This window comes from Streptomyces sp. NBC_00576 (assembly GCF_036345175.1).
GTDB lineage: Bacteria > Actinomycetota > Actinomycetes > Streptomycetales > Streptomycetaceae > Streptomyces.
Map to the genome: position 1 here is coordinate 9,289,351 of NZ_CP107780.1, position 18,253 is coordinate 9,307,603.

Genomic DNA, 18,253 nt, shown 5'->3' on the forward strand with positions numbered 1-18,253 from the left:
CACCATGTGTGAGTACTGCGGCTGCCAGGCATTACCCCAGATCGCCGAACTGACCCGTGAACACGACCAGGTCGTCAATCTCGTCGGGGACATCCGTACCGCGCACCGCGACGCTGACGTCCCCCGGATGGCGTGGATCGCGCGTCGCGTCTCCGCCGTACTCGTGCCGCACACGGCGGTGGAGGAGCAGGGTCTCTTCCCGCCGCTGACGGAGGAGTTTCCCGACGGCATGGCGGCACTCCGGGCCGAACACCGGCATGTCGAGGCCGTCCTCGACGAGGCCGCGGCGGGCGTCCCGGCCGACCCCGGCTGGCCCCGGCGGCTCCTGGACGCCCTGGATCTGCTGCGCGACCACATCCTCAAGGAACAGGACGGCGTGTTCCCCGCCGCCCTGGCCGGGCTGAGCACCGAGGACTGGGAGGCCATGGACGCGGTCCGCTCCCGCGTCGGAACGATGAGCACGGATTTCGCCACAACGGGGTTCGCCACGACGGAGTTCTCGACAGAAGCCGGTGTCGACATCGATCAGCACGCCGGATCACAGCAGGACGGGCCGCTGACGCCCGGGAAGGCAGCATCGTGACCCCACGAACCCCACGAACCGACCCGCAGGCACGCCAACCAGCTCGCCTGGACGGTGAGTTGGCGGACGCGCTGGTGGGCACCCGCCGGTTCTTCACCCGAGCCGAGGTCTCCGCCGACCACCGCACCCTGTACAAGATCGGTGGCCGGAAAGCCGACGATTTCTACCGGGACCGCTGGAGCCACGACAAGGTGGTGCGCTCCACCCACGGGGTGAACTGCACCGGCTCGTGTTCGTGGAAGGTGTACGTCAAGGACGGGATCATCACCTGGGAGTCCCAGCAGACCGATTACCCCACGGTCGGCCCGGACAGCCCGGAGTACGAGCCGCGCGGCTGCCCGCGCGGCGCCGCGTTCTCCTGGTACACCTACTCGCCCACCCGGGTCCGCTACCCCTATGTGCGCGGAGTGCTCCTGGAGATGTACCGGGAGGCCAGGGCCCGCCTCGGTGACCCGGTGCTGGCGTGGGCGGACGTCGTCTCCGACCCGGAGCGGTCCCGGCGCTACAAGTCGGCGCGCGGCAAGGGCGGCCTGGTACGGGCGAGTTGGGACGAGGCGAGCGAGATGATCGCCGCCGCGCACGTCCACACCATCAAGGAGTACGGTCCCGACCGGCTGGCCGGGTTCTCGCCGATACCGGCGATGTCGATGGTCTCCCATGCCGCCGGTGCCCGCTTCTACTCGCTGCTGGGCGGGGTGATGCTGTCGTTCTACGACTGGTACGCCGACCTGCCGGTCGCCTCGCCGCAGGTCTTCGGGGACCAGACCGACGTACCGGAGTCCGGCGACTGGTGGGACGCCGGCTATCTGATCATGTGGGGCTCGAACCTGCCGGTGACCCGCACCCCGGACGCGCACTGGATGGCGGAGGCCCGTTACCGGGGCCAGAAGGTGATCGCGGTCGCTCCGGACTACGCCGACAACGTGAAGTTCGCCGACGAGTGGCTGCCCGCCGCGCCCGGCACCGACGGGGCGCTGGCCATGTCGATGGGGCATGTGATCCTCAAGGAGTTCTTCGTCGACCGCCAGGTCGGTTACTTCACCGACTACGTCAAGCGCTACACCGACCTGCCCTTCCTCGTCACCCTCGAACAGCGCGGCACGGGGCCGGACTTGACGTACGCGCCGGGGAAGTTCCTCACCGCCGCCGACCTGGGCGGCACGGCGGCCGAGGCGGAGAACGCGGAGTTCAGGACCGTCCTCCTCGACGCCGTCACCGGCGAGCCCGTCGTCCCGAACGGTTCGCTGGGCCACCGCTACGGCGAGTCCGGCGCCGGGAAGTGGAACCTCGACCTCGGCGACACCGACCCTCTGCTGACGGCGGCGGCGGCGGTGGCGGCGGCGGACGGTGAGATACGGGATGCCGTAACCGTGGAGCTGACCCGGTTCGACACCCCGGACGGGACCGCCGGAAAGCTGCGGCGAGGTGTCCCCGTACGCCGGGTCGCCGGGCAACTGGTGACCACGGTGTTCGACCTGCTCCTCGCCCAGTACGGCGTGGCCCGCGACGGGCTGCCGGGCATCTGGCCGAGCGGCTACGACGACCCCGACCAGCCCTACACCCCTGCCTGGCAGGCGGCCGTCACCGGGGTGGCCGGTGAGACGGCGGCCCGCATCGCGCGCGAGTTCGCCACCAACGCCGAGGAGTCCAGGGGCCGTTCAATGATCATCATGGGGGCGGGGACCAACCACTGGTTCCACTCCGACACCATCTACCGCTCCTTCCTCACCCTGACGACACTGACCGGCTGCCAGGGCGTCAACGGCGGCGGCTGGGCCCACTACGTGGGGCAGGAGAAGGTCCGCCCGATCACCGGCTACTCGGCCATCGCGACGGCCGCAGACTGGCACCGGCCCGCCCGGCAGATGATCCAGACCGCCTACTGGTACCTGCACACCGACCAGTTCCGCTACGACCCCTTCAGCGCCGACACCCTCGCCGCCGCGGGCGCGGGCGGCACGTTCGCCGGGAAGAGCACCGCCGATGTGATCGCGGCCTCGGCCCGGATGGGCTGGATGCCGTCCTACCCGACCTTCGACCGCAACCCGCTCACCCTCGCCACGGACGCGGAAGCCGCCGGGCAGGAGGTGCCGGAGTACGTCGTGGACGAACTGAAGGCAGGCAGGTTGCGGTTCGCGGGCGAGGACCCGGACGCGCCGGAGAACTTCCCCCGGGTGCTGACCATTTGGCGGGCGAACCTGCTCGGCTCCTCCGCCAAGGGCAACGAGTACTTCCTCAAGCACCTGCTCGGCACCGACTCCGCCGTACGCGCCACCGAGGCGCCGCCCGACGCCCGCCCGCGCGATGTGGTGTGGCGGGACGAGGCGCCGGTGGGCAAGCTCGACCTGCTGCTCACCCTGGACTTCCGGATGACCAGCACCACCGTCTACTCCGACATCGTCCTTCCGGCCGCGACCTGGTACGAGAAGCACGACCTCAACACCACGGACATGCACCCGTTCGTGAACTCCTTCAACCCGGCCATCCCGCCGCCGTGGCAGACCCGCACCGACTGGGATGCCTTCAACACGATCGCGGCGGCGTTCAGCCGTCTCGCCGAAGGGCGGCTCGGTACCGAAAAGGACGTGGTGGCAGCGCCGTTGCTGCACGACACCCCCGACGCGATGGCCACCCCGCACGGCCGCGTCCGGGACTGGAAGGCAGGCGAGTGCGAGCCGGTCCCCGGCCGGACCATGCCCAGGCTGGTGGTGATCGAGCGCGACTACCCGGCCGTCGCCGACCGGATGACCGCCCTCGGCCCGCTCCTGGACACCCTGGGCGCCACCACCAAGGGCGTCACCTTCGACGTACGGCAGGAGCTGGAGTACCTGCGGCACAAGAACGGCACTGTACGCGGCGGTCCGGCCGACGGCCGCCCGTCGATCGCCAGGGACGTACACGTCTGCGAAGCGATCCTCGCCCTCTCCGGAACCACCAACGGGCACCTGGCCACCCAGGGTTTCCGCACCCTGGAGGCCCGTACCGGCGTCAAGCTGGCCGACCTGGCCGCCGAGGCCGAGGGCAAGCGGGTCACCTTCGCCGACACCCAGGCGGGCCCCGTCCCGGTCATCACGTCGCCGGAGTGGTCGGGGACGGAGTCCGGCGGGCGCCGCTACTCGCCGTTCACCATCAACGTCGAACGGCTCAAGCCCTGGCACACTTTGACGGGCCGTCAGCATTTCTTCATCGACCACGACTGGATCGCCGAACTCGGCGAGTGGATGCCCGTCTACCGGCCGCCGCTCAACATGCACGCCCTCTTCGACGAGCCCGAGGTGGGTGATCAGGGCGAACTCGGCATCACCGTGCGGTACTTGACCCCGCACAACAAGTGGTCCATCCACTCCGAGTACCAGGACAACCTGTTCATGCTCTCGCTCTCCCGGGGCGGCCCGACCGTCTGGATGAGCAAGGAGGACGCGGCGAAGATCGGCGTGCACGACAACGACTGGATCGAGGCGGTCAACCGCAACGGCGTCGTCGCCGCCCGCGCGGTCGTCTCGCACCGTATGCCGGAAGGCACCGTCTACATGCACCACGCCCAGGACCGGCTCATCGACGTCCCCCGCACCGAGACCAACGGGCGGCGCGGCGGCGTCCACAACTCGCTGACGCGGCTGCTGGTCAAGCCGAGCCATCTCATCGGCGGCTACGCCCAGTTGACGTACGCCTTCAACTACCTCGGCCCGACCGGCAACCAGCGCGACGAGGTCACCGTCATCCGCCGCCGCACCGACCAGGAGGTGACGTACTGATGGCCCCGATAGCCGCGACGCCTCCGCCCGCATCACCCGGCCGCCGGGTCATGGCGCAGATGGCGATGGTGATGAACCTCGACAAGTGCATCGGCTGCCACACCTGCTCGGTCACCTGCAAACAGGCATGGACCAACCGCCCCGGCGTGGAGTACGTGTGGTTCAACAACGTCGAGACCCGCCCCGGGCAGGGCTACCCGCGCCGCTACGAGGACCAGGAGAAATGGCGCGGCGGCTGGGACCTCAACAAGCGCGGCAACCTGAAGCTGAAGGGCGGCGGCCGGTTCAAAAAACTCATCAACATCTTCTCCAACCCCACGCTGCCCTCACTCGACGACTACTACCAGCCCTGGACGTACGACTACGAGACGCTGACCAACGCGCCGCTCCAGGAACACACCCCGGTCGCCCGCCCCAAGTCCCTGATCACCGGCAAGGACATGAAGATCACCTGGTCGGCCAACTGGGACGACAACCTCGGCGGCTCTGCCGACCACGGCGACAAGGACGTACTGCTCGCCGGGATCGCCGAGAAGGTCAAGTTCGAGTTCGAGCAGACCTTCATGTTCTATCTGCCGCGGATCTGCGAGCACTGCCTCAACCCGTCCTGCGTCGCCTCCTGCCCCTCCGGCGCGATCTACAAGCGTTCCGAGGACGGCATCGTGCTGGTCGACCAGGACCGCTGCCGGGGCTGGCGGATGTGCGTGTCCGGCTGTCCGTACAAGAAGATCTACTTCAACCACCGCACCGGCAAGGCCGAGAAGTGCACCTTCTGCTTCCCGCGCATCGAGGTCGGCCAGCCCACCGTCTGCGCCGAGACCTGCGTCGGCCGGCTCCGCTACATCGGCCTGGTCCTCTACGACCCCGACCAGGTCCTCGAAGCCGCCTCCACCCCCGACGACACCGACCTCTACGAGGCGCAGCGGAAGGTCTTCCTCGACCCCGAGGACCCGCAGGTGGCCGCCGACGCCGAGCGGTCGGGCATCCCCCGGGACTGGATCGAGGCCGCCCGGCGCTCCCCGGTCCACGCGCTGATCAACACCTTCAAGGTCGCCCTGCCACTGCACCCGGAGTACCGCACGCTGCCCATGGTCTGGTACATCCCGCCGCTGTCCCCGGTCGTGGACGTGATCCGCGACACCGGCTACGACGCCGAGGACCGCGGCAACCTGTTCGCCGCGATCGACGCCCTGCGCATCCCCGTGGACTATCTCGCCCAGCTGTTCTCCGCCGGCGACCCGGCCCCCGTCGACGCCGTGCTGCGACGGCTGGCCGCCATGCGCAGCTACATGCGCGACATCAACCTCGGCCGCGAACCCGACGCGAGCATCCCCGCCGCGGTGGGGATGACCGAGGAGCAGATGTACGACATGTTCCGGCTGCTGGCGCTGGCCAAGTACGAGGACAGGTACGTCATCCCGCCCGCGCACGCCGAACAGGCGCACAGCCTGGAGGAGTTGGCCACCGAGTGCAGCCTCGATTTCGAGGACGGCCCCGGCATGGGCGGGTCGGGTCCGTTCGGCGAGGCGTCCGGCGACGCTCCGGCTCCGATCGCCGTGGAGAACTTCCACCTGCAGCGCGACCGCCAGAGAGCCGACGTCATGGACACCCCAGCCGATTCCCCGGCCGCCCCAGGCGACAAGTCCACCCGGCTCAACCTCCTCAACTGGGACGGCAACGGCCGCCCCCAGGGCCTGTTCCCCAGCTCCTCCGGAGACGACGAGAGCGAGCCGCGCCCATGACCCGCGAAGGCACCGCCCGCAACCCCGCCGCCTGGCAGGTCCAGTCCCTGCTCCTCGGCTATCCCGACGAGCGGCTCCTCGAACAGGTGCCGCTCGTACGAGCGGTGACCGAGACCCTGCCCGACCGGGTCGCCGAGCCCCTGCGCCGATTCCTCAGGCACCTCGACCGCACGCCCGCCACCGACCTGGCGGCGGACTACGTCACCACCTTCGACCACCGCAAACGCAACTGCCTCTTCCTGACGTACTACGCCCACGGCGACACCCGCAATCGCGGCGCCGCGCTGCTGCGCCTCAAGCAGACCTACACCGCCGCCGGACTACGGCTGACCGACGACGAACTGCCCGACCACCTCTGCGTCGTCCTGGAGTTCGCCGCCACCGGCGACCCCCAAACAGGCCGACGCCTCCTCACCGAGCACCGGGCCGGACTGGAACTGCTGCGCCTGGCACTGCGCGACGCGCGATCCGCCTGGGCCGACGTCCTGGACTCCGTATCGGCGACCCTGCCCCCACTGGCCGGCGACGAACGCGAGGCCGTCGCCAAGCTCGCCGCCCAGGGACCGCCCGAGGAACAGGTGGGCCTCGCGCCGTTCGCACCACCGGCCAGTAGAGAGTTCGGGAGCATGCCCGCCCCGGTCGGTGGAGGCCGGTCATGACCCCGGACGCGGACGCGCTCGACGTCGTGCTGTGGGTCGTCCTGCCGTACATCGCGCTGACCCTGTTCATCGCCGGCCATGTCTGGCGCTACCGCTACGACAAGTTCGGCTGGACCACCCGGTCCAGCCAGCTGTACGAGAGCCGGCTGCTGCGCATCGGCAGCCCGCTGTTCCACTTCGGGGTCCTGGCGGTGGTGCTCGGCCACATCGGCGGACTGGTGATCCCGAAGGGCTGGACCGAAGCCATCGGCGTCAGTGAGCACGCCTACCACCTCATGGCCACCGGCCTGGGGACCATCGCCGGTGCCGCCACCCTGGCCGGGCTCGCCATCCTCGTCTACCGCCGACGTACGGTCGGGTCGGTGTTCAGCGCCACCACCCGCAACGACAAGCTCATGTACGTCATGCTCACCCTGACCCTGGCGCTGGGGCTGTCCGCCACCGTGGTCAGCAACATCATCGGCGGAGGCTACGACTACCGCACCACCATCTCGCCCTGGTTCCGGTCGGTCTTCTATCTGCACCCCGACCCCGCGCTGATGTCCGGTGCGCCACTGCTGTTCCGCCTGCACGCGCTCAGCGCCCTGCTGCTGTTCGGCGTCTGGCCGTTCACCCGGCTGGTGCACATGCTCACCGCACCGCTCGGTTACCTCACCCGCCCGTACATCGTCTATCGCAGCCGGGACGCGCAGTTGGGCTCCCGCACACCTCGGCGCGGATGGGAACGCACCTGATGGACACCCACCACAACGGTCCTGCCCGGCCTCCCGAGGCACACCTGTCCGCCGGTGAGGTCACCAACCTGTCGGCCATGGGGGAGGAGTTGCTCGCCGATGCCAGGTCCGCGCACTCCGGAAGCTCCGGGCGAGCGGCCCGAACCGTCGTCTCCCTCCCGGGACTCCGCGTCACCCTGATCGCGCTCGCGACCGGTTCCGAACTCGCCGAACACGAGGCGCCGGGCGCCGCCACCCTCACCTGCCTGACCGGCCGGGTGACACTCCGCGCCGCCGACCGCACATGGCCACTCGGCCAGGGCGACATCGTCGCCATCCCCGACCGACGGCACAGCCTGGCCGCCGAGACGGACGCGGCGGTACTCCTCACCGTCCGGCTGGCACGAACACCGGCGGAGAAGATCTCGTGAGCCTCGCGCCATCGTCTCCGCGTGCTTTGAAGCGGGGTAAAACACAGGCCGCGCGCATCCCGTTCCCGCATCTGTCCCTCCAGCAACGCCTTCGCGAGAGGCTGAGGTGGTGCGGTTCCTGGGCCAGGGACTCGCTGACGAAGCCGTGGCCAAGCGCCCGGGCGGGCCCCGTACCGCCCAGCGCATGGCGACGCGAGTCGGGCGCGGTGACGTGTCGGTGGCCTTCTCCTTGCCGTTCCAGAACCGATTGACCGCGCCGGGCAGCGAGCGGTCCGAGCTGTCACAGGACTGGGCCGCAGCCGATCTGCCGGCCGGCTCGGCCGCCACAGGTTCAAGGCGCCGGCCCCGACCGGGATCCGTCAGCCGATTCGCGAAGCTGCGACGGTTTCCGGTGGCGTCGGTGTGCCGTCCTCCCGTGCCAGCCGGTGCGGCCACCACACCTTCGGGCCCACGTCCAGGAACAGCGACGGGACCAGCACCGACCGGACCACGAAGGTGTCCAGGAGCACGCCCAGGGCCACCGCGAAGCCGATCTCGGCGAACGCCACCATCGGGAGCGTGCCCAGGGCCGCGAACGTGCCGGCCAGGACCATGCCCGCCGAGGTGATGACCGCGCCCGTCGTCGCCAGGCCCGTCACCACCCCCTTGCGGGTGCCCTGGCGGGCCGCCTCCTCGCGGATGCGGGTGGTCAGGAAGATGTTGTAGTCGATGCCCAGCGCCACCAGGAACACGAAGACGAAGAGCGGGAAGTCCGTCGCCTCGCCCGCGTAGTCGAACAGGTGGCGGAAGGCGAGGGCGCTGATGCCCAGTGCCGCCGCGAAGGACAGCACCACCGTGCCGATCAGCAGCAGCGGGGCGATCAGGGCCCGGAGAAGGCCGCAGAGGATCAGGAGGACGACCGCCAGGACCAGCGGGATGATCAGTATGTTGTCGTGGGTCGTCGCCTTGTCCATGTCCAGCAGGGCCGCCGTACCGCCGCCCACCTGAGCGTCCGCGTCGGGCACCGCGTGCACGGCGTCCCGGACCCGTTCCACGGTCTGTTTCGCGGCCTCGCTGTCCGCGGGGGCGGTCATCGTGGCCTCGAAAAGGACCTTGCCCTCGTGAGCGGGCTTCGTGCCCGGTGGCAGGCCGAGGGACGTGGGTACCACCCCGCGCGTGTCGGCGACCGCCTGGCCGACCTGGCGGGCCTGCGCCTGGTCGCTGATGATGACGAGCGGATCACCGCTGCCCGCCGGGAAGTAGCGCGCGGACACCTCCTGGCCGACGATCGAGTCCGGTTTGTCGGTGAAGGCGTCGGCGTTGCTCAGGCCCTCGGCGCGCAGCTGCATCAGGCCGAACGAGCACGCGATCAGCGCTGCCGCCGTGATGCCCCAGACCGTGCGCGGGCGGATGGCGATGCCCCGGCCCATCCGGGCCCACAGGCCGCGCTCGGTCGGGTCGGGCGAGCCGTTGTGCGGGATCACCGGCCAGAAGATCCAGCGGCCGCAGATCACCAGCAGGGCGGGGAAGAGCGTCATCATGGCCAGCAGGGCCACCGCCACCCCGATCGCCGCCACCGGGCCCAGGCCGCTCGTCGAGTTCATCTCGGCGGCCAGCAGCACCAGCATGCTGAGTACGACCGTCGCGCCGGACGCGATGACGGCGGGGCCGGCGCGGTGCAGGGCCAGCGCCATCGCCTCGTGGCGGTCCTCGTGCCGACGCAGCTCCTCCCGGTAGCGGGCGACCAGGAGCAGGGCGTAGTCCGTCCCCGCTCCGAACACCAGCACGGTGAGAATGCCGGCGCTCTGGCCGTTCACCGTCAGGCCCGCGTGTTCGGCGAGGAAGTAGATCAGTGCCTGGGCGGTGAACAGGGCCGCGACCACGCCCAGCAGGGGCACAACGATCAGGGTGGGGCTGCGATAGGTGACCAGCAGCATCACGATGACCACGCCCATCGCCGAGAGCAGGAGCGTCGAGTCGATGCCGTCGAATGCCTCCGAGAAGTCCGCGGACGTACCGCCGGGCCCTGTGATGTGCACGGCCAGCCCGGCCGCACCGGGGCCGGCGGCGGCCCGGATGGAGTCGACGGCGGGCGCGATCCGCTCCCAGCCCTTCTCGTCCATCGTGATGGGTACGAAGATCTGTGCGGCTCGGGCGTCGGAGGCACGGTCGTACACCGGGCCCCGGGTCTCCGCGCCCCGGATGCCATGGTCCCGCAGCCTCTCGATCTGTGCCGTGGCCTTGGTGATCCCGATCCGGTCCGCCGCCGTGAGGCCGCTCTCGCGCGCGTAGACGACGATCGCGGGGATCTGCTCCGGCCTGAAGTCCTCGGAGAGATGCAGGACCTGGGTGGACTCCGCGGACCCCGGCAGCCAGGAGGCGGCGTCGTTGTCCTGGGCGTCGGTGAGCTTCTGGGCGAAGGGCGCGGTCAGGAACAGCAACACCAGCCACAGGGCCAACACCAGCCACTTGGCCCGCCGCCCGCAGACCAGGTACGCGATCCTACGGTTCCCGTTCATGCCGACCTCGCCTGGTCCCACCCAGGGGCGCGAGGCTGTGACATTTGCGGCTCCGCCACGTGGGCGCGATCAGCCGCGGACGCCCCGCGGACTGCACACCACCCATGCCACGACGGGCCCGCCCGCACAACCCCTGGCGGGCATGGCAGGCTTGGGGCATGGCCGTGCAGATCAACCCCAGTATCCTGTCCGCGGACTTCGCCCGACTCGCCGAGGAGGCGAAGGCCGTCGAAGGTGCCGACTGGCTTCATGTCGACGTGATGGACAACCATTTCGTACCGAACCTCACCCTCGGTGTGCCGGTCGTAGAGTCCCTGGCACGGGCGACGGACATCCCGCTGGACTGCCACCTGATGATCGAGGACCCCGATCGATGGGCGCCGCAGTACGTGGAAGCGGGTGCCGGTTCCGTCACCTTCCATGTGGAGGCCGCCGCCGCTCCGGTGCGGCTCGCCCGCGAGATCCGGGCGAAGGGTGCCCGGGCCTCCATGGCCCTCAAGCCCGCGACCCCGATCGAGCCGTACGAGGACCTGCTGCCCGAACTCGACATGTTGCTGATCATGACGGTCGAGCCGGGTTTCGGCGGCCAGGCTTTTCTCGACATCATGCTCCCCAAGATTCGCCGCACCCGCGAGTTGATCAGTAAGCACGGCCTTGACCTGTGGCTCCAGGTCGACGGAGGTGTCGCCGCCTCCACCATCGAGCGTTGTGCCGAGGCCGGCGCGGACGTATTCGTCGCCGGATCGGCGGTCTACGGCGCCGCGGACCCCGCCGAGGCGGTACGTGCACTGCGCACCCAGGCACAGTCGGCGACCGCCGGTGCGACCTGGGCGTGCGACCACTGAGCCAAGGGAACGTGAACGACGTACTTCTGGGCAGATCAAGTACTCGGGATCTGACAGGATGAACGGCGAGTCCAGAATGTGAACAGCAGTGATGTGAAGAGCAGTGAGGAGATCGCCGTGTCGGGTATGTCGGCTGGCCGGTCAGCCATGCGGATGGGACCCGCTGAGCTGGTTCAGGCGGCGGCCATGGCCCGCCGCTTCTACCTGGAGGGCAAGTCCAAGATCCAGATCGCCGAGGAGTTCGGCGTCAGCCGCTTCAAGGTGGCCCGGGTGCTGGAGACCGCTCTCGAACGGGATCTCGTGCGGATCGAGATCCGTGTCCCGGCCGAACTGGACGCCGAGCGCTCGGACGCGCTGCGCGCCCGGTACGGCCTCAGGCACGCGGTCGTGGTCGAGTCCCCGGCCGACGCGGAGGAGTCGCCCGATCCCGAGAACCTCGGTGAAGTGGCCGCCGACCTGCTCGGCGAGCTGGTGAACGAAGGCGATGTGCTGGGCCTCGCCTGGGGCCGGTCCACCATCCACATGGCGGCGGCGCTCGACCGGCTGCCGCCCTGCACGGTGGTCCAGCTGACGGGTGTGTACGACGCCGGAACCGCCGAGCGCGGCTCCGTCGAGGCGGTCCGCCGCGCCGCCCAGGTGTCCGGCGGCGACGCCCACCCCATCTACGCCCCGATGCTGCTGCCCGACGCGGCCACCGCCGCCGCGCTGCGCAACCAGACCGGGATCGCGCGGGCCTTCGAGTACTTCGACAAGGTCACGGTCGCCTGCGTCTCCATCGGCTCCTGGGAGGCCGGCATCTCGACGGTGCACGACATGCTCAGCGACGAGGAACGCGGCCACTACGCGTCCCTCGGGGTCGCCGCCGAGATGTCCGCGCACCTCTTCGACGCCGATGGGCGCCGGGTCGGCCGGGACCTCGGAGAGCGGTGCATCACCGTCAAGACGGACCAGCTCCGGCGGGTCCCCGAGGTCGTCGCGATCGCGGGCGGGCAGCGCAAGGCGCCCGCGATCGACGCGGTGCTGCGTTCCGGGCTGGTCACCAGCCTGGTGACGGACACCTCGGCCGCGGACTACCTGCTGACGGCGGGCCCGACCCCGAAGCCGGCACTCAACAGGGCGGACCCGGACGGGATCTGACGGGTGTGAACATGCGGGTACTGCCCGGGTCCTCTTCGGGGCCCGGGCATCCTTCTGTTCCAGGGGATGTTCACGATGTTCCCGGGGACGTCCGCCGTCCTCGGTCGTCGTCGCCGCCCTCCGGGTCCACATGCGGCAGCATCCGGTCGAGCCAGCCGGGCGTCCACCAGGCGTGGGCGCCCAGCAGCGTCATGACCGCCGGCACCAGCAGCAGCCGTACCACCGTCGCGTCGATGAGCACACTCACGGCGAGCCCCAGACCGAGCATCTTCACCACCACGTTGTCGCTCACGACGAACGCGGCGAAGACGCTCACCATGATCAGGGCCGCGCAGCTGATCACCCGGGCGGTGATCTCCAGGGCGTGGGCCACGGACGCCCGCGCGTCGCCCGTCCGCAGCCAGGCCTCGTGGACACGGGAGAGCAGGAAGATCTCGTAGTCCATGCTGAGCCCGAAGATGATCGCGAACATCATCATCGGCACATAGCTCTCGATGGGCACCTTGCCCGTCACCCCCAGCGCGGGCCCGCCCCAGCCCCACTGGAAGACGGCCACGACGACACCGTACGAGGCCGCGATCGACAGGACGTTGAGCACGGCAGCCTTCAGCGCCACCAGCAGGCCCCGGAAGACGGCCAGGATGATCAGGAAGGCGAGGGCGACGACCACACCGATGATCAGCGGGAGGCGGCTCGCGACGATGTCACGGAAGTCGACCTGGGCGGCGGTCGTGCCGGTCACATAGCCGTGCGCGGCCGTTCCGGAGACGGCCTCGGGCAGGGTGTCGTCGACCAGGCGGTTCGTCAGGTCGGTGGTCGTCTCACTCTGCGGCGACGCCTTGGAGTAGACCGTGCCGACCAGGACGTCCCCGTCCTTGGTCGCGGTGAGCGGGGTGGCGGTGGCAGCCCCCGGTACGTCCGTCAGGGCCTTGGACGCCTTCGAGGCGAGGGCGGAGCGCTGATCGGAGGGCACCTTGGTCTGGTCGATGACGACGGTCAGCGGTCCGTTGGAGCCGGGCCCGAACGACTGCGCCATGATGTCGTACGCCCGCCGGTCCGTGAACGACTTCGGATCGGCGCCGTCCCCGATGTGGCCCAGTTGGATGGACAGCACCGGGATCGCCAGCACCAGCACGGTCACGATCCCGCCGGCCAGGAACCACCAGGGGCGCCGCTCGACGCGCTGCGCGTAGCGGTGCCAGGTGCCGTGTACCTCGGCCTCGGTGGTGTCGGCGTCGGCCTCGGCGACCGGGCGGCGCACCCGGTAACGGTCGATACGGCGGCCGATGAGCCCGAGCAGCGCCGGGACCAGGGTGAGGGCGCCCACGACCGCGGAGACCACCGTCACGGCGGCGGCCACGCCCAGTTTGCCGATGAAGCTGACCCCGGAGACGGACAGCCCGGCCAGCGCGACGATCACCGTGCACCCGGAGACCAGGACGGCGCGGCCACTGGTGGCGGTGGCGCGGCCCGCCGCACGTACCGGATCGTCGCCGTTCATCAGGTTCTGCCGGTGCCGGGTGATCAGGAACAGCGCGTAGTCGATGCCCACGCCGAGGCCGATCATCGTGGCCAGTGTGGGGGAGACCGTGGCGAAGGTGAACGCCGCCGCGAGCAGCCCCAGGCAGGCCAGTCCGCCGATCACGCTGATCAGGGCGGTCAGCAGGGGGATGCCGGCGGCGAGGACGCTGCCGAAGCCGACCAGCAGGACGACGATCGCCACCGCGAACCCGATCAGCTCGCTGATCCGGTCATCGGCGGGGGGCCGGGCCAGCTCGCCCAGCGGTCCGCCGTACTCGACCTGCACTCCGGCCGCCCGCAGCGGTTTCACCGAGTCGTCGACGCCGTCGAGGTAGTCGTCGCCGAGGGTGGACGGCTGGACGTCGAAGCGGACGGTGATGTAGCCGGTCTTCGCGTCGCTGGACAGCGGGCCGACGGTCTGCTTGCCGGAGGGCTGGGATCCCGGCGGGGGCAGCGGGTTCTGGACGGACAGGACGTGCGGGAGTTTCTGCAGGTCGGTGACCGTCTGGGACATCTGAGTGGACACGTCGGTCAGAGGCTTGGCCGAGTCCCGCAGCACGATCTGGCTGCCGTAGCCGCCGGCTGCCGGATCGTGCTCCTTCAGGACGTCGAGGCCCTGCTGCGACTGGACTCCGGGCAGGGAGAAGTTGTCCGAGTAGTCGCCGCCGAAGGAACGGTTGAGCACCTGGAGCGCGGCCAGCGCGACCAGCCAGGCCACGATGACGATCACGAAGTGCCGGGCACACCACTCGCCCAGTCGGCGCAGTCTTCCACGCGTGTCCTTGCTTCCCCCGGATGCTGGTGCTGGCATTGCTGTCTGCGATGACATGCGCGGCTCCCGCCGGAGACTGCCCGGACCTCCTCATTGAACGACTCGCCGATCAACGTGTCCTGTTGGGAGACTGTCATCAGGGTCCTCGTCAAGGTTCTCGCCCGGGTCCTCGTTGTCATGGAGCGGGCGGTGGGATCTACTACAGCGATGATCACTTCGCCCCTTCGCGACTCCTCACGGCGGTACTGAGATGACCGACCACCCGCTCGCCCCGGTGTTCGCCGGCAGCGCGCCCGCCGGTGTCCTGTCCTGGCCCGCCGCGCTGCCTGCGGAACTCGCGCTCGAAGCCGCCCGCGAGGCCGGCTGGGAGGCCGCCGACCTCGACCTCACCGGCGTCTCGGACAAGGCCGCGCTGATGACGGCCTGCGCGACCGCGATGCGTTTCCCGGACTACTTCGGCTCGAACTGGGACGCGCTGGCGGACTGTCTCGGCGACCTGCAGGGGTGGCCCGCGAGCCGAGGCCGGCTCCTTCTCGTCCGCAACTGGCAGGCGTACGCGGCGGCCCGGCCCGAGGAGTGGAACACGCTCCAGGAGATCTTCGCCGACGCCGCCGCGAGCTGGCGGGCGACGGAGACGGGACTGGCGGTGGTGATGGTGCTCGCCTGAACTTCTCTGTCGTTGGTCCGGCGCCGGTCCGTCGGAGGATGGCACGAGCCGGCCGGCGATCCGTCTGGACGATCCGACCAGGCGGTTTCAGGTCACCGGCATGGGACAATGAGGTACGTGCTCTCCCCTTGGCTGTCCTGTCCGGGGGCAACCTCTGATCGACCGGGATGTGCAGCACGTGCGTTTCCTCAACGACATCCAGCCCCCGTACGACCTGACGTACGACGACGTCTTCATGGTCCCCAGCCGTTCCTCCGTCGGTTCCCGGCAGGCCGTGGACCTCAGTTCCCCGGACGGTTCGGGTACGACGATTCCGCTGGTCGTCGCCAACATGACCGCCATCGCGGGCCGCCGGATGGCCGAGACGGTCGCGCGGCGCGGCGGGCTCGTAGTGATCCCGCAGGACATCCCGATCGAGGTTGTCACCGACGTCATCTCCTGGGTGAAGAGCCGTCACCTGGTGCTCGACACGCCGATCGTGCTCGCCCCCCACCAGACCGTCGCCGACGCCCTGGCCCTGCTGCCCAAGCGGGCGCACAACGCGGGCGTGGTCGTCGACGCCGAGCATCGGCCCGTCGGTGTGGTCACCGACGCCGACCTGTCCGGCGTGGACCGCTTCACCCAGCTCTCCGAGGTCATGTCGAAGGACCTCCTGCTCCTCGACGCCGACATCGACCCGCGCGAGGCGTTCAACCGCCTCGACGGCGCCAACCGCCGGTACGCGCCCGCCGTCGACGCCGACGGCAAGCTCGCCGGCATCCTCACCCGCAAGGGCGCCCTGCGTGCCACCCTCTACACGCCGACCACGGATGTGAACGGGAAGCTGCGTATCGCCGCCGCTGTCGGCATCAACGGCGATGTGGCCGGAAAGGCGCAGCAACTGCTCGACGCGGGCGTCGACACGCTTGTCATCGACACCGCGCACGGTCACCAGGAGTCGATGCTCAGCGCCATCAAGCTGGTCCGCGATCTCGACCCGCACGTTCCGATCGCCGCGGGCAACATCGTCGCCGCCGAGGGCGTCAGGGACCTGATCGAGGCGGGCGCCGACATCATCAAGGTCGGCGTCGGACCGGGTGCCATGTGCACCACCCGCATGATGACGGGCGTGGGCCGCCCGCAGTTCTCGGCGGTCCTGGAGTGCGCGGCCGAGGCGAAGAAGTACGGCAAGCACGTGTGGGCGGACGGCGGGGTACGCCACCCCCGCGACGTCGCGATGGCGCTGGCCGCCGGTGCGTCCAACGTCATGGTCGGCTCCTGGTTCGCGGGCACGTACGAGTCCCCGGGCGACCTTCAGCAGGACGCCGCCGGGCACCTCTACAAGGAGTCGTTCGGCATGGCGTCGGCGCGTGCGGTGCGCAACCGTACGTCGGAGGAGTCCTCGTACGACCGGGCCCGCAAGGCGCTGTTCGAGGAGGGCATCTCGACGTCCCGGATGTTCCTCGACCCGGCCCGTCCGGGCGTCGAGGACCTGATCGACTCGATCATCGCGGGCGTCCGCTCCTCCTGCACCTACGCCGGCGCCAACTCCCTTGCGGAGTTCGCCCAGAAGGCCATCGTCGGCATCCAGAGCGCCGCCGGGTACGCGGAGGGCAAGCCGCTCCACGCCAGCTGGAGCTGACGCGGACGTGCTGAACGATCTCGACGAACGTATCGTGCACGCCCTCGCCGAGGACGCGCGTCGCTCCTACGCGGACATCGGGCAGTTGGTCGGACTGTCCGCCCCCGCTGTGAAGCGGCGCGTGGACCGGTTGCGGGCGAGCGGGGCGATCACCGGGTTCACCGTGCGGGTGGATCCGGCGGCGCTGGGGTGGGAGACGGAGGGGTTCGTCGAGATCTACTGTCGGCGGAACACCTCGCCGGAGACGATTCAGCGGGGGCTGGAGCGGTATCAGGAGGTGGTGGCCGCGTCCACCGTGACGGGGGAGGCGGATGCGGTGGTGCAGGTTTTTGCCTCTGATATGCGGCACTTCGAGCGGGTGCTTGAGCGTATTGCCGGGGAGCCGTTTGTTGAGCGGACGAAGTCCGTGTTGGTGCTGTCTCCGTTGCTGCGGAGGTTTTCTTCCGGGTCGCCTACGTGAGTGCCTCTCGGGGCAGGGTGGCGACTGCGGGTGCGATGTGGCTTGTCGCGCAGTTCCCCGCGCCCCTATAGGGGCGCCTCTACCCCGCCGGTTTTCTCGCTAGGGCGTTGTTTCCGATGGAGTTGTGGACGCTGAAGCTCACAGCGTCGCCTCGGTAGCGGTCGTCGGACCACTCGACCGGGCGGCCCTCCCTCGTCGTTGTCACGCGGCGGACGCGCAGGAGGGGGCTGGTGCGGCGGATGTCGAGGAGTTCGGCGTCCTGGGCGCCGGCCGCCACCGCGTCGATGACGTGTTCGCCGTATGCGAAGACCAGACCCGTGTCCTCGAAGAGGCGTTGGGTGACCGAGGAGCAGTCCGGTTCGAGGGGTTCCACGGACGGGGCGATCCAGTCCGCGTAGACCGTGCGTTCCAGGAGGACCGGTTCGCCGTCCAGGCCGCGTACGCGCAGGACATGCAACACCCTTGTCTTCTCGCGGAGTTGGAGACGGACCGCGTCCTCCGTGGTCGCCGGGCGGTACTCCTGGTGCACGACCTGGCCCGTCGCCTCGCGGCCCATCGCGCGGGCCCACTGGGCGAAGCTGCGCAGTTCCTCGAAGGTCTGGCTGCGGCGGGTGGCCAGGACCACCCGGCGGGCGCCCTGGCGGGAGCCGATCAGGCCCTCGGCGGTCAGGGCCGCCACCGCCTGGCGGATCGTGCCGCGGGCCACGCCGTAGTGGGCGGCGAGTTCTGTTTCCGGGGGCAGACGGCTGCCGACCGTGTACTGCTCGCGGTCGATCGCGCGGCGCAGCTCGTCGGCGATCTCCTCGTGTCGCGCCGTCATGCTCCCCCTCTGGGTTCGTCGCTGTGCAC

General features: G+C 69.9%; 14 protein-coding genes. 11 read left to right on the top strand and 3 right to left on the bottom strand.

The window, feature by feature from the left end:
- Nucleotides 1-4: 4 nt before the first annotated feature.
- Genes OG734_RS40580 through OG734_RS40605 form a run of 6 tightly spaced genes read left to right on the top strand, consistent with a single transcriptional unit; the run spans nucleotide 5 to nucleotide 7,883 of the window.
- Complete coding sequence (locus OG734_RS40580) at nucleotides 5-583, top strand: hemerythrin domain-containing protein (RefSeq protein ID WP_330292388.1); 579 nt, start codon at nucleotides 5-7, stop codon at nucleotides 581-583.
- Nucleotides 580-4,338 (top strand): nitrate reductase subunit alpha, encoded by a 3,759-nt coding sequence (locus OG734_RS40585; RefSeq protein WP_443065004.1) that lies wholly within the window; start codon nucleotides 580-582, stop codon nucleotides 4,336-4,338. The genes OG734_RS40580 and OG734_RS40585 overlap by 4 nt, the downstream gene beginning before the upstream one ends.
- The gene (narH, locus tag OG734_RS40590) at nucleotides 4,338-6,080 is read left to right on the top strand and encodes a nitrate reductase subunit beta (RefSeq protein WP_330292389.1); all 1,743 of its coding nucleotides are present in this window, start codon (nucleotides 4,338-4,340) and stop codon (nucleotides 6,078-6,080) included. Before OG734_RS40585 ends, narH begins: the two co-directional genes overlap by 1 nt.
- Nucleotides 6,077-6,739, top strand: a complete 663-nt coding sequence (gene narJ, locus OG734_RS40595) for a nitrate reductase molybdenum cofactor assembly chaperone (RefSeq protein ID WP_330292390.1) — start codon at nucleotides 6,077-6,079, stop codon at nucleotides 6,737-6,739. The genes narH and narJ overlap by 4 nt, the downstream gene beginning before the upstream one ends.
- Nucleotides 6,736-7,473: a respiratory nitrate reductase subunit gamma gene (gene narI / locus OG734_RS40600; protein ID WP_330292391.1), complete on the top strand. Its 738-nt coding sequence runs from the start codon at nucleotides 6,736-6,738 to the stop codon at nucleotides 7,471-7,473. The genes narJ and narI overlap by 4 nt, the downstream gene beginning before the upstream one ends.
- Nucleotides 7,458-7,883 (top strand): cupin domain-containing protein, encoded by a 426-nt coding sequence (locus OG734_RS40605; protein WP_330292392.1) that lies wholly within the window; start codon nucleotides 7,458-7,460, stop codon nucleotides 7,881-7,883. Before narI ends, OG734_RS40605 begins: the two co-directional genes overlap by 16 nt.
- A 359-nt stretch (nucleotides 7,884-8,242) precedes the next feature.
- Here OG734_RS40605 and OG734_RS40610 read toward each other — a convergent pair whose 3' ends face one another.
- Nucleotides 8,243-10,381 carry an MMPL family transporter gene (locus OG734_RS40610; RefSeq protein ID WP_330292393.1) on the bottom strand — a complete coding sequence of 713 codons (2,139 nt, stop codon included), beginning with the start codon at nucleotides 10,379-10,381 and terminating at the stop codon, nucleotides 8,243-8,245.
- A 158-nt stretch (nucleotides 10,382-10,539) separates the two neighbouring features.
- Here OG734_RS40610 and rpe point away from each other — a divergent pair, with 158 nt between their 5' ends.
- Both rpe and OG734_RS40620 read left to right on the top strand, forming a co-directional pair.
- Nucleotides 10,540-11,226: a ribulose-phosphate 3-epimerase gene (gene rpe / locus OG734_RS40615; RefSeq protein WP_330292394.1), complete on the top strand. Its 687-nt coding sequence runs from the start codon at nucleotides 10,540-10,542 to the stop codon at nucleotides 11,224-11,226.
- A 93-nt stretch (nucleotides 11,227-11,319) separates the two neighbouring features.
- Nucleotides 11,320-12,363: a sugar-binding transcriptional regulator gene (locus OG734_RS40620; RefSeq protein WP_330293965.1), complete on the top strand. Its 1,044-nt coding sequence runs from the start codon at nucleotides 11,320-11,322 to the stop codon at nucleotides 12,361-12,363.
- A 70-nt stretch (nucleotides 12,364-12,433) separates the two neighbouring features.
- Here the strand turns inward: OG734_RS40620 and OG734_RS40625 are convergent, their stop codons facing one another.
- Nucleotides 12,434-14,695 (bottom strand): MMPL family transporter, encoded by a 2,262-nt coding sequence (locus OG734_RS40625; RefSeq protein WP_330292395.1) that lies wholly within the window; start codon nucleotides 14,693-14,695, stop codon nucleotides 12,434-12,436.
- Between the two features lie 211 nt (nucleotides 14,696-14,906).
- On the opposite strand from OG734_RS40625, the gene OG734_RS40630 reads away from it, so the two are divergent.
- The 3 genes from OG734_RS40630 (at nucleotide 14,907) to OG734_RS40640 (ending at nucleotide 17,404) form a co-directional block, all read left to right on the top strand.
- Nucleotides 14,907-15,323: a barstar family protein gene (locus tag OG734_RS40630; RefSeq protein WP_330292396.1), complete on the top strand. Its 417-nt coding sequence runs from the start codon at nucleotides 14,907-14,909 to the stop codon at nucleotides 15,321-15,323.
- A 178-nt stretch (nucleotides 15,324-15,501) separates the two neighbouring features.
- Nucleotides 15,502-16,944, top strand: coding sequence for a GuaB1 family IMP dehydrogenase-related protein (locus tag OG734_RS40635; RefSeq protein WP_330293966.1), 1,443 nt, complete (start codon nucleotides 15,502-15,504; stop codon nucleotides 16,942-16,944).
- Nucleotides 16,945-16,951: 7 nt separating this feature from the next.
- Nucleotides 16,952-17,404: an Lrp/AsnC family transcriptional regulator gene (locus OG734_RS40640; protein ID WP_189146183.1), complete on the top strand. Its 453-nt coding sequence runs from the start codon at nucleotides 16,952-16,954 to the stop codon at nucleotides 17,402-17,404.
- A gap of 79 nt (nucleotides 17,405-17,483) precedes the next feature.
- Here the strand turns inward: OG734_RS40640 and OG734_RS40645 are convergent, their stop codons facing one another.
- Complete coding sequence (locus tag OG734_RS40645; RefSeq protein ID WP_330292397.1) at nucleotides 17,484-18,224, bottom strand: GntR family transcriptional regulator; 741 nt, start codon at nucleotides 18,222-18,224, stop codon at nucleotides 17,484-17,486.
- Between the last annotated feature and the right edge of the window lie 29 nt (nucleotides 18,225-18,253).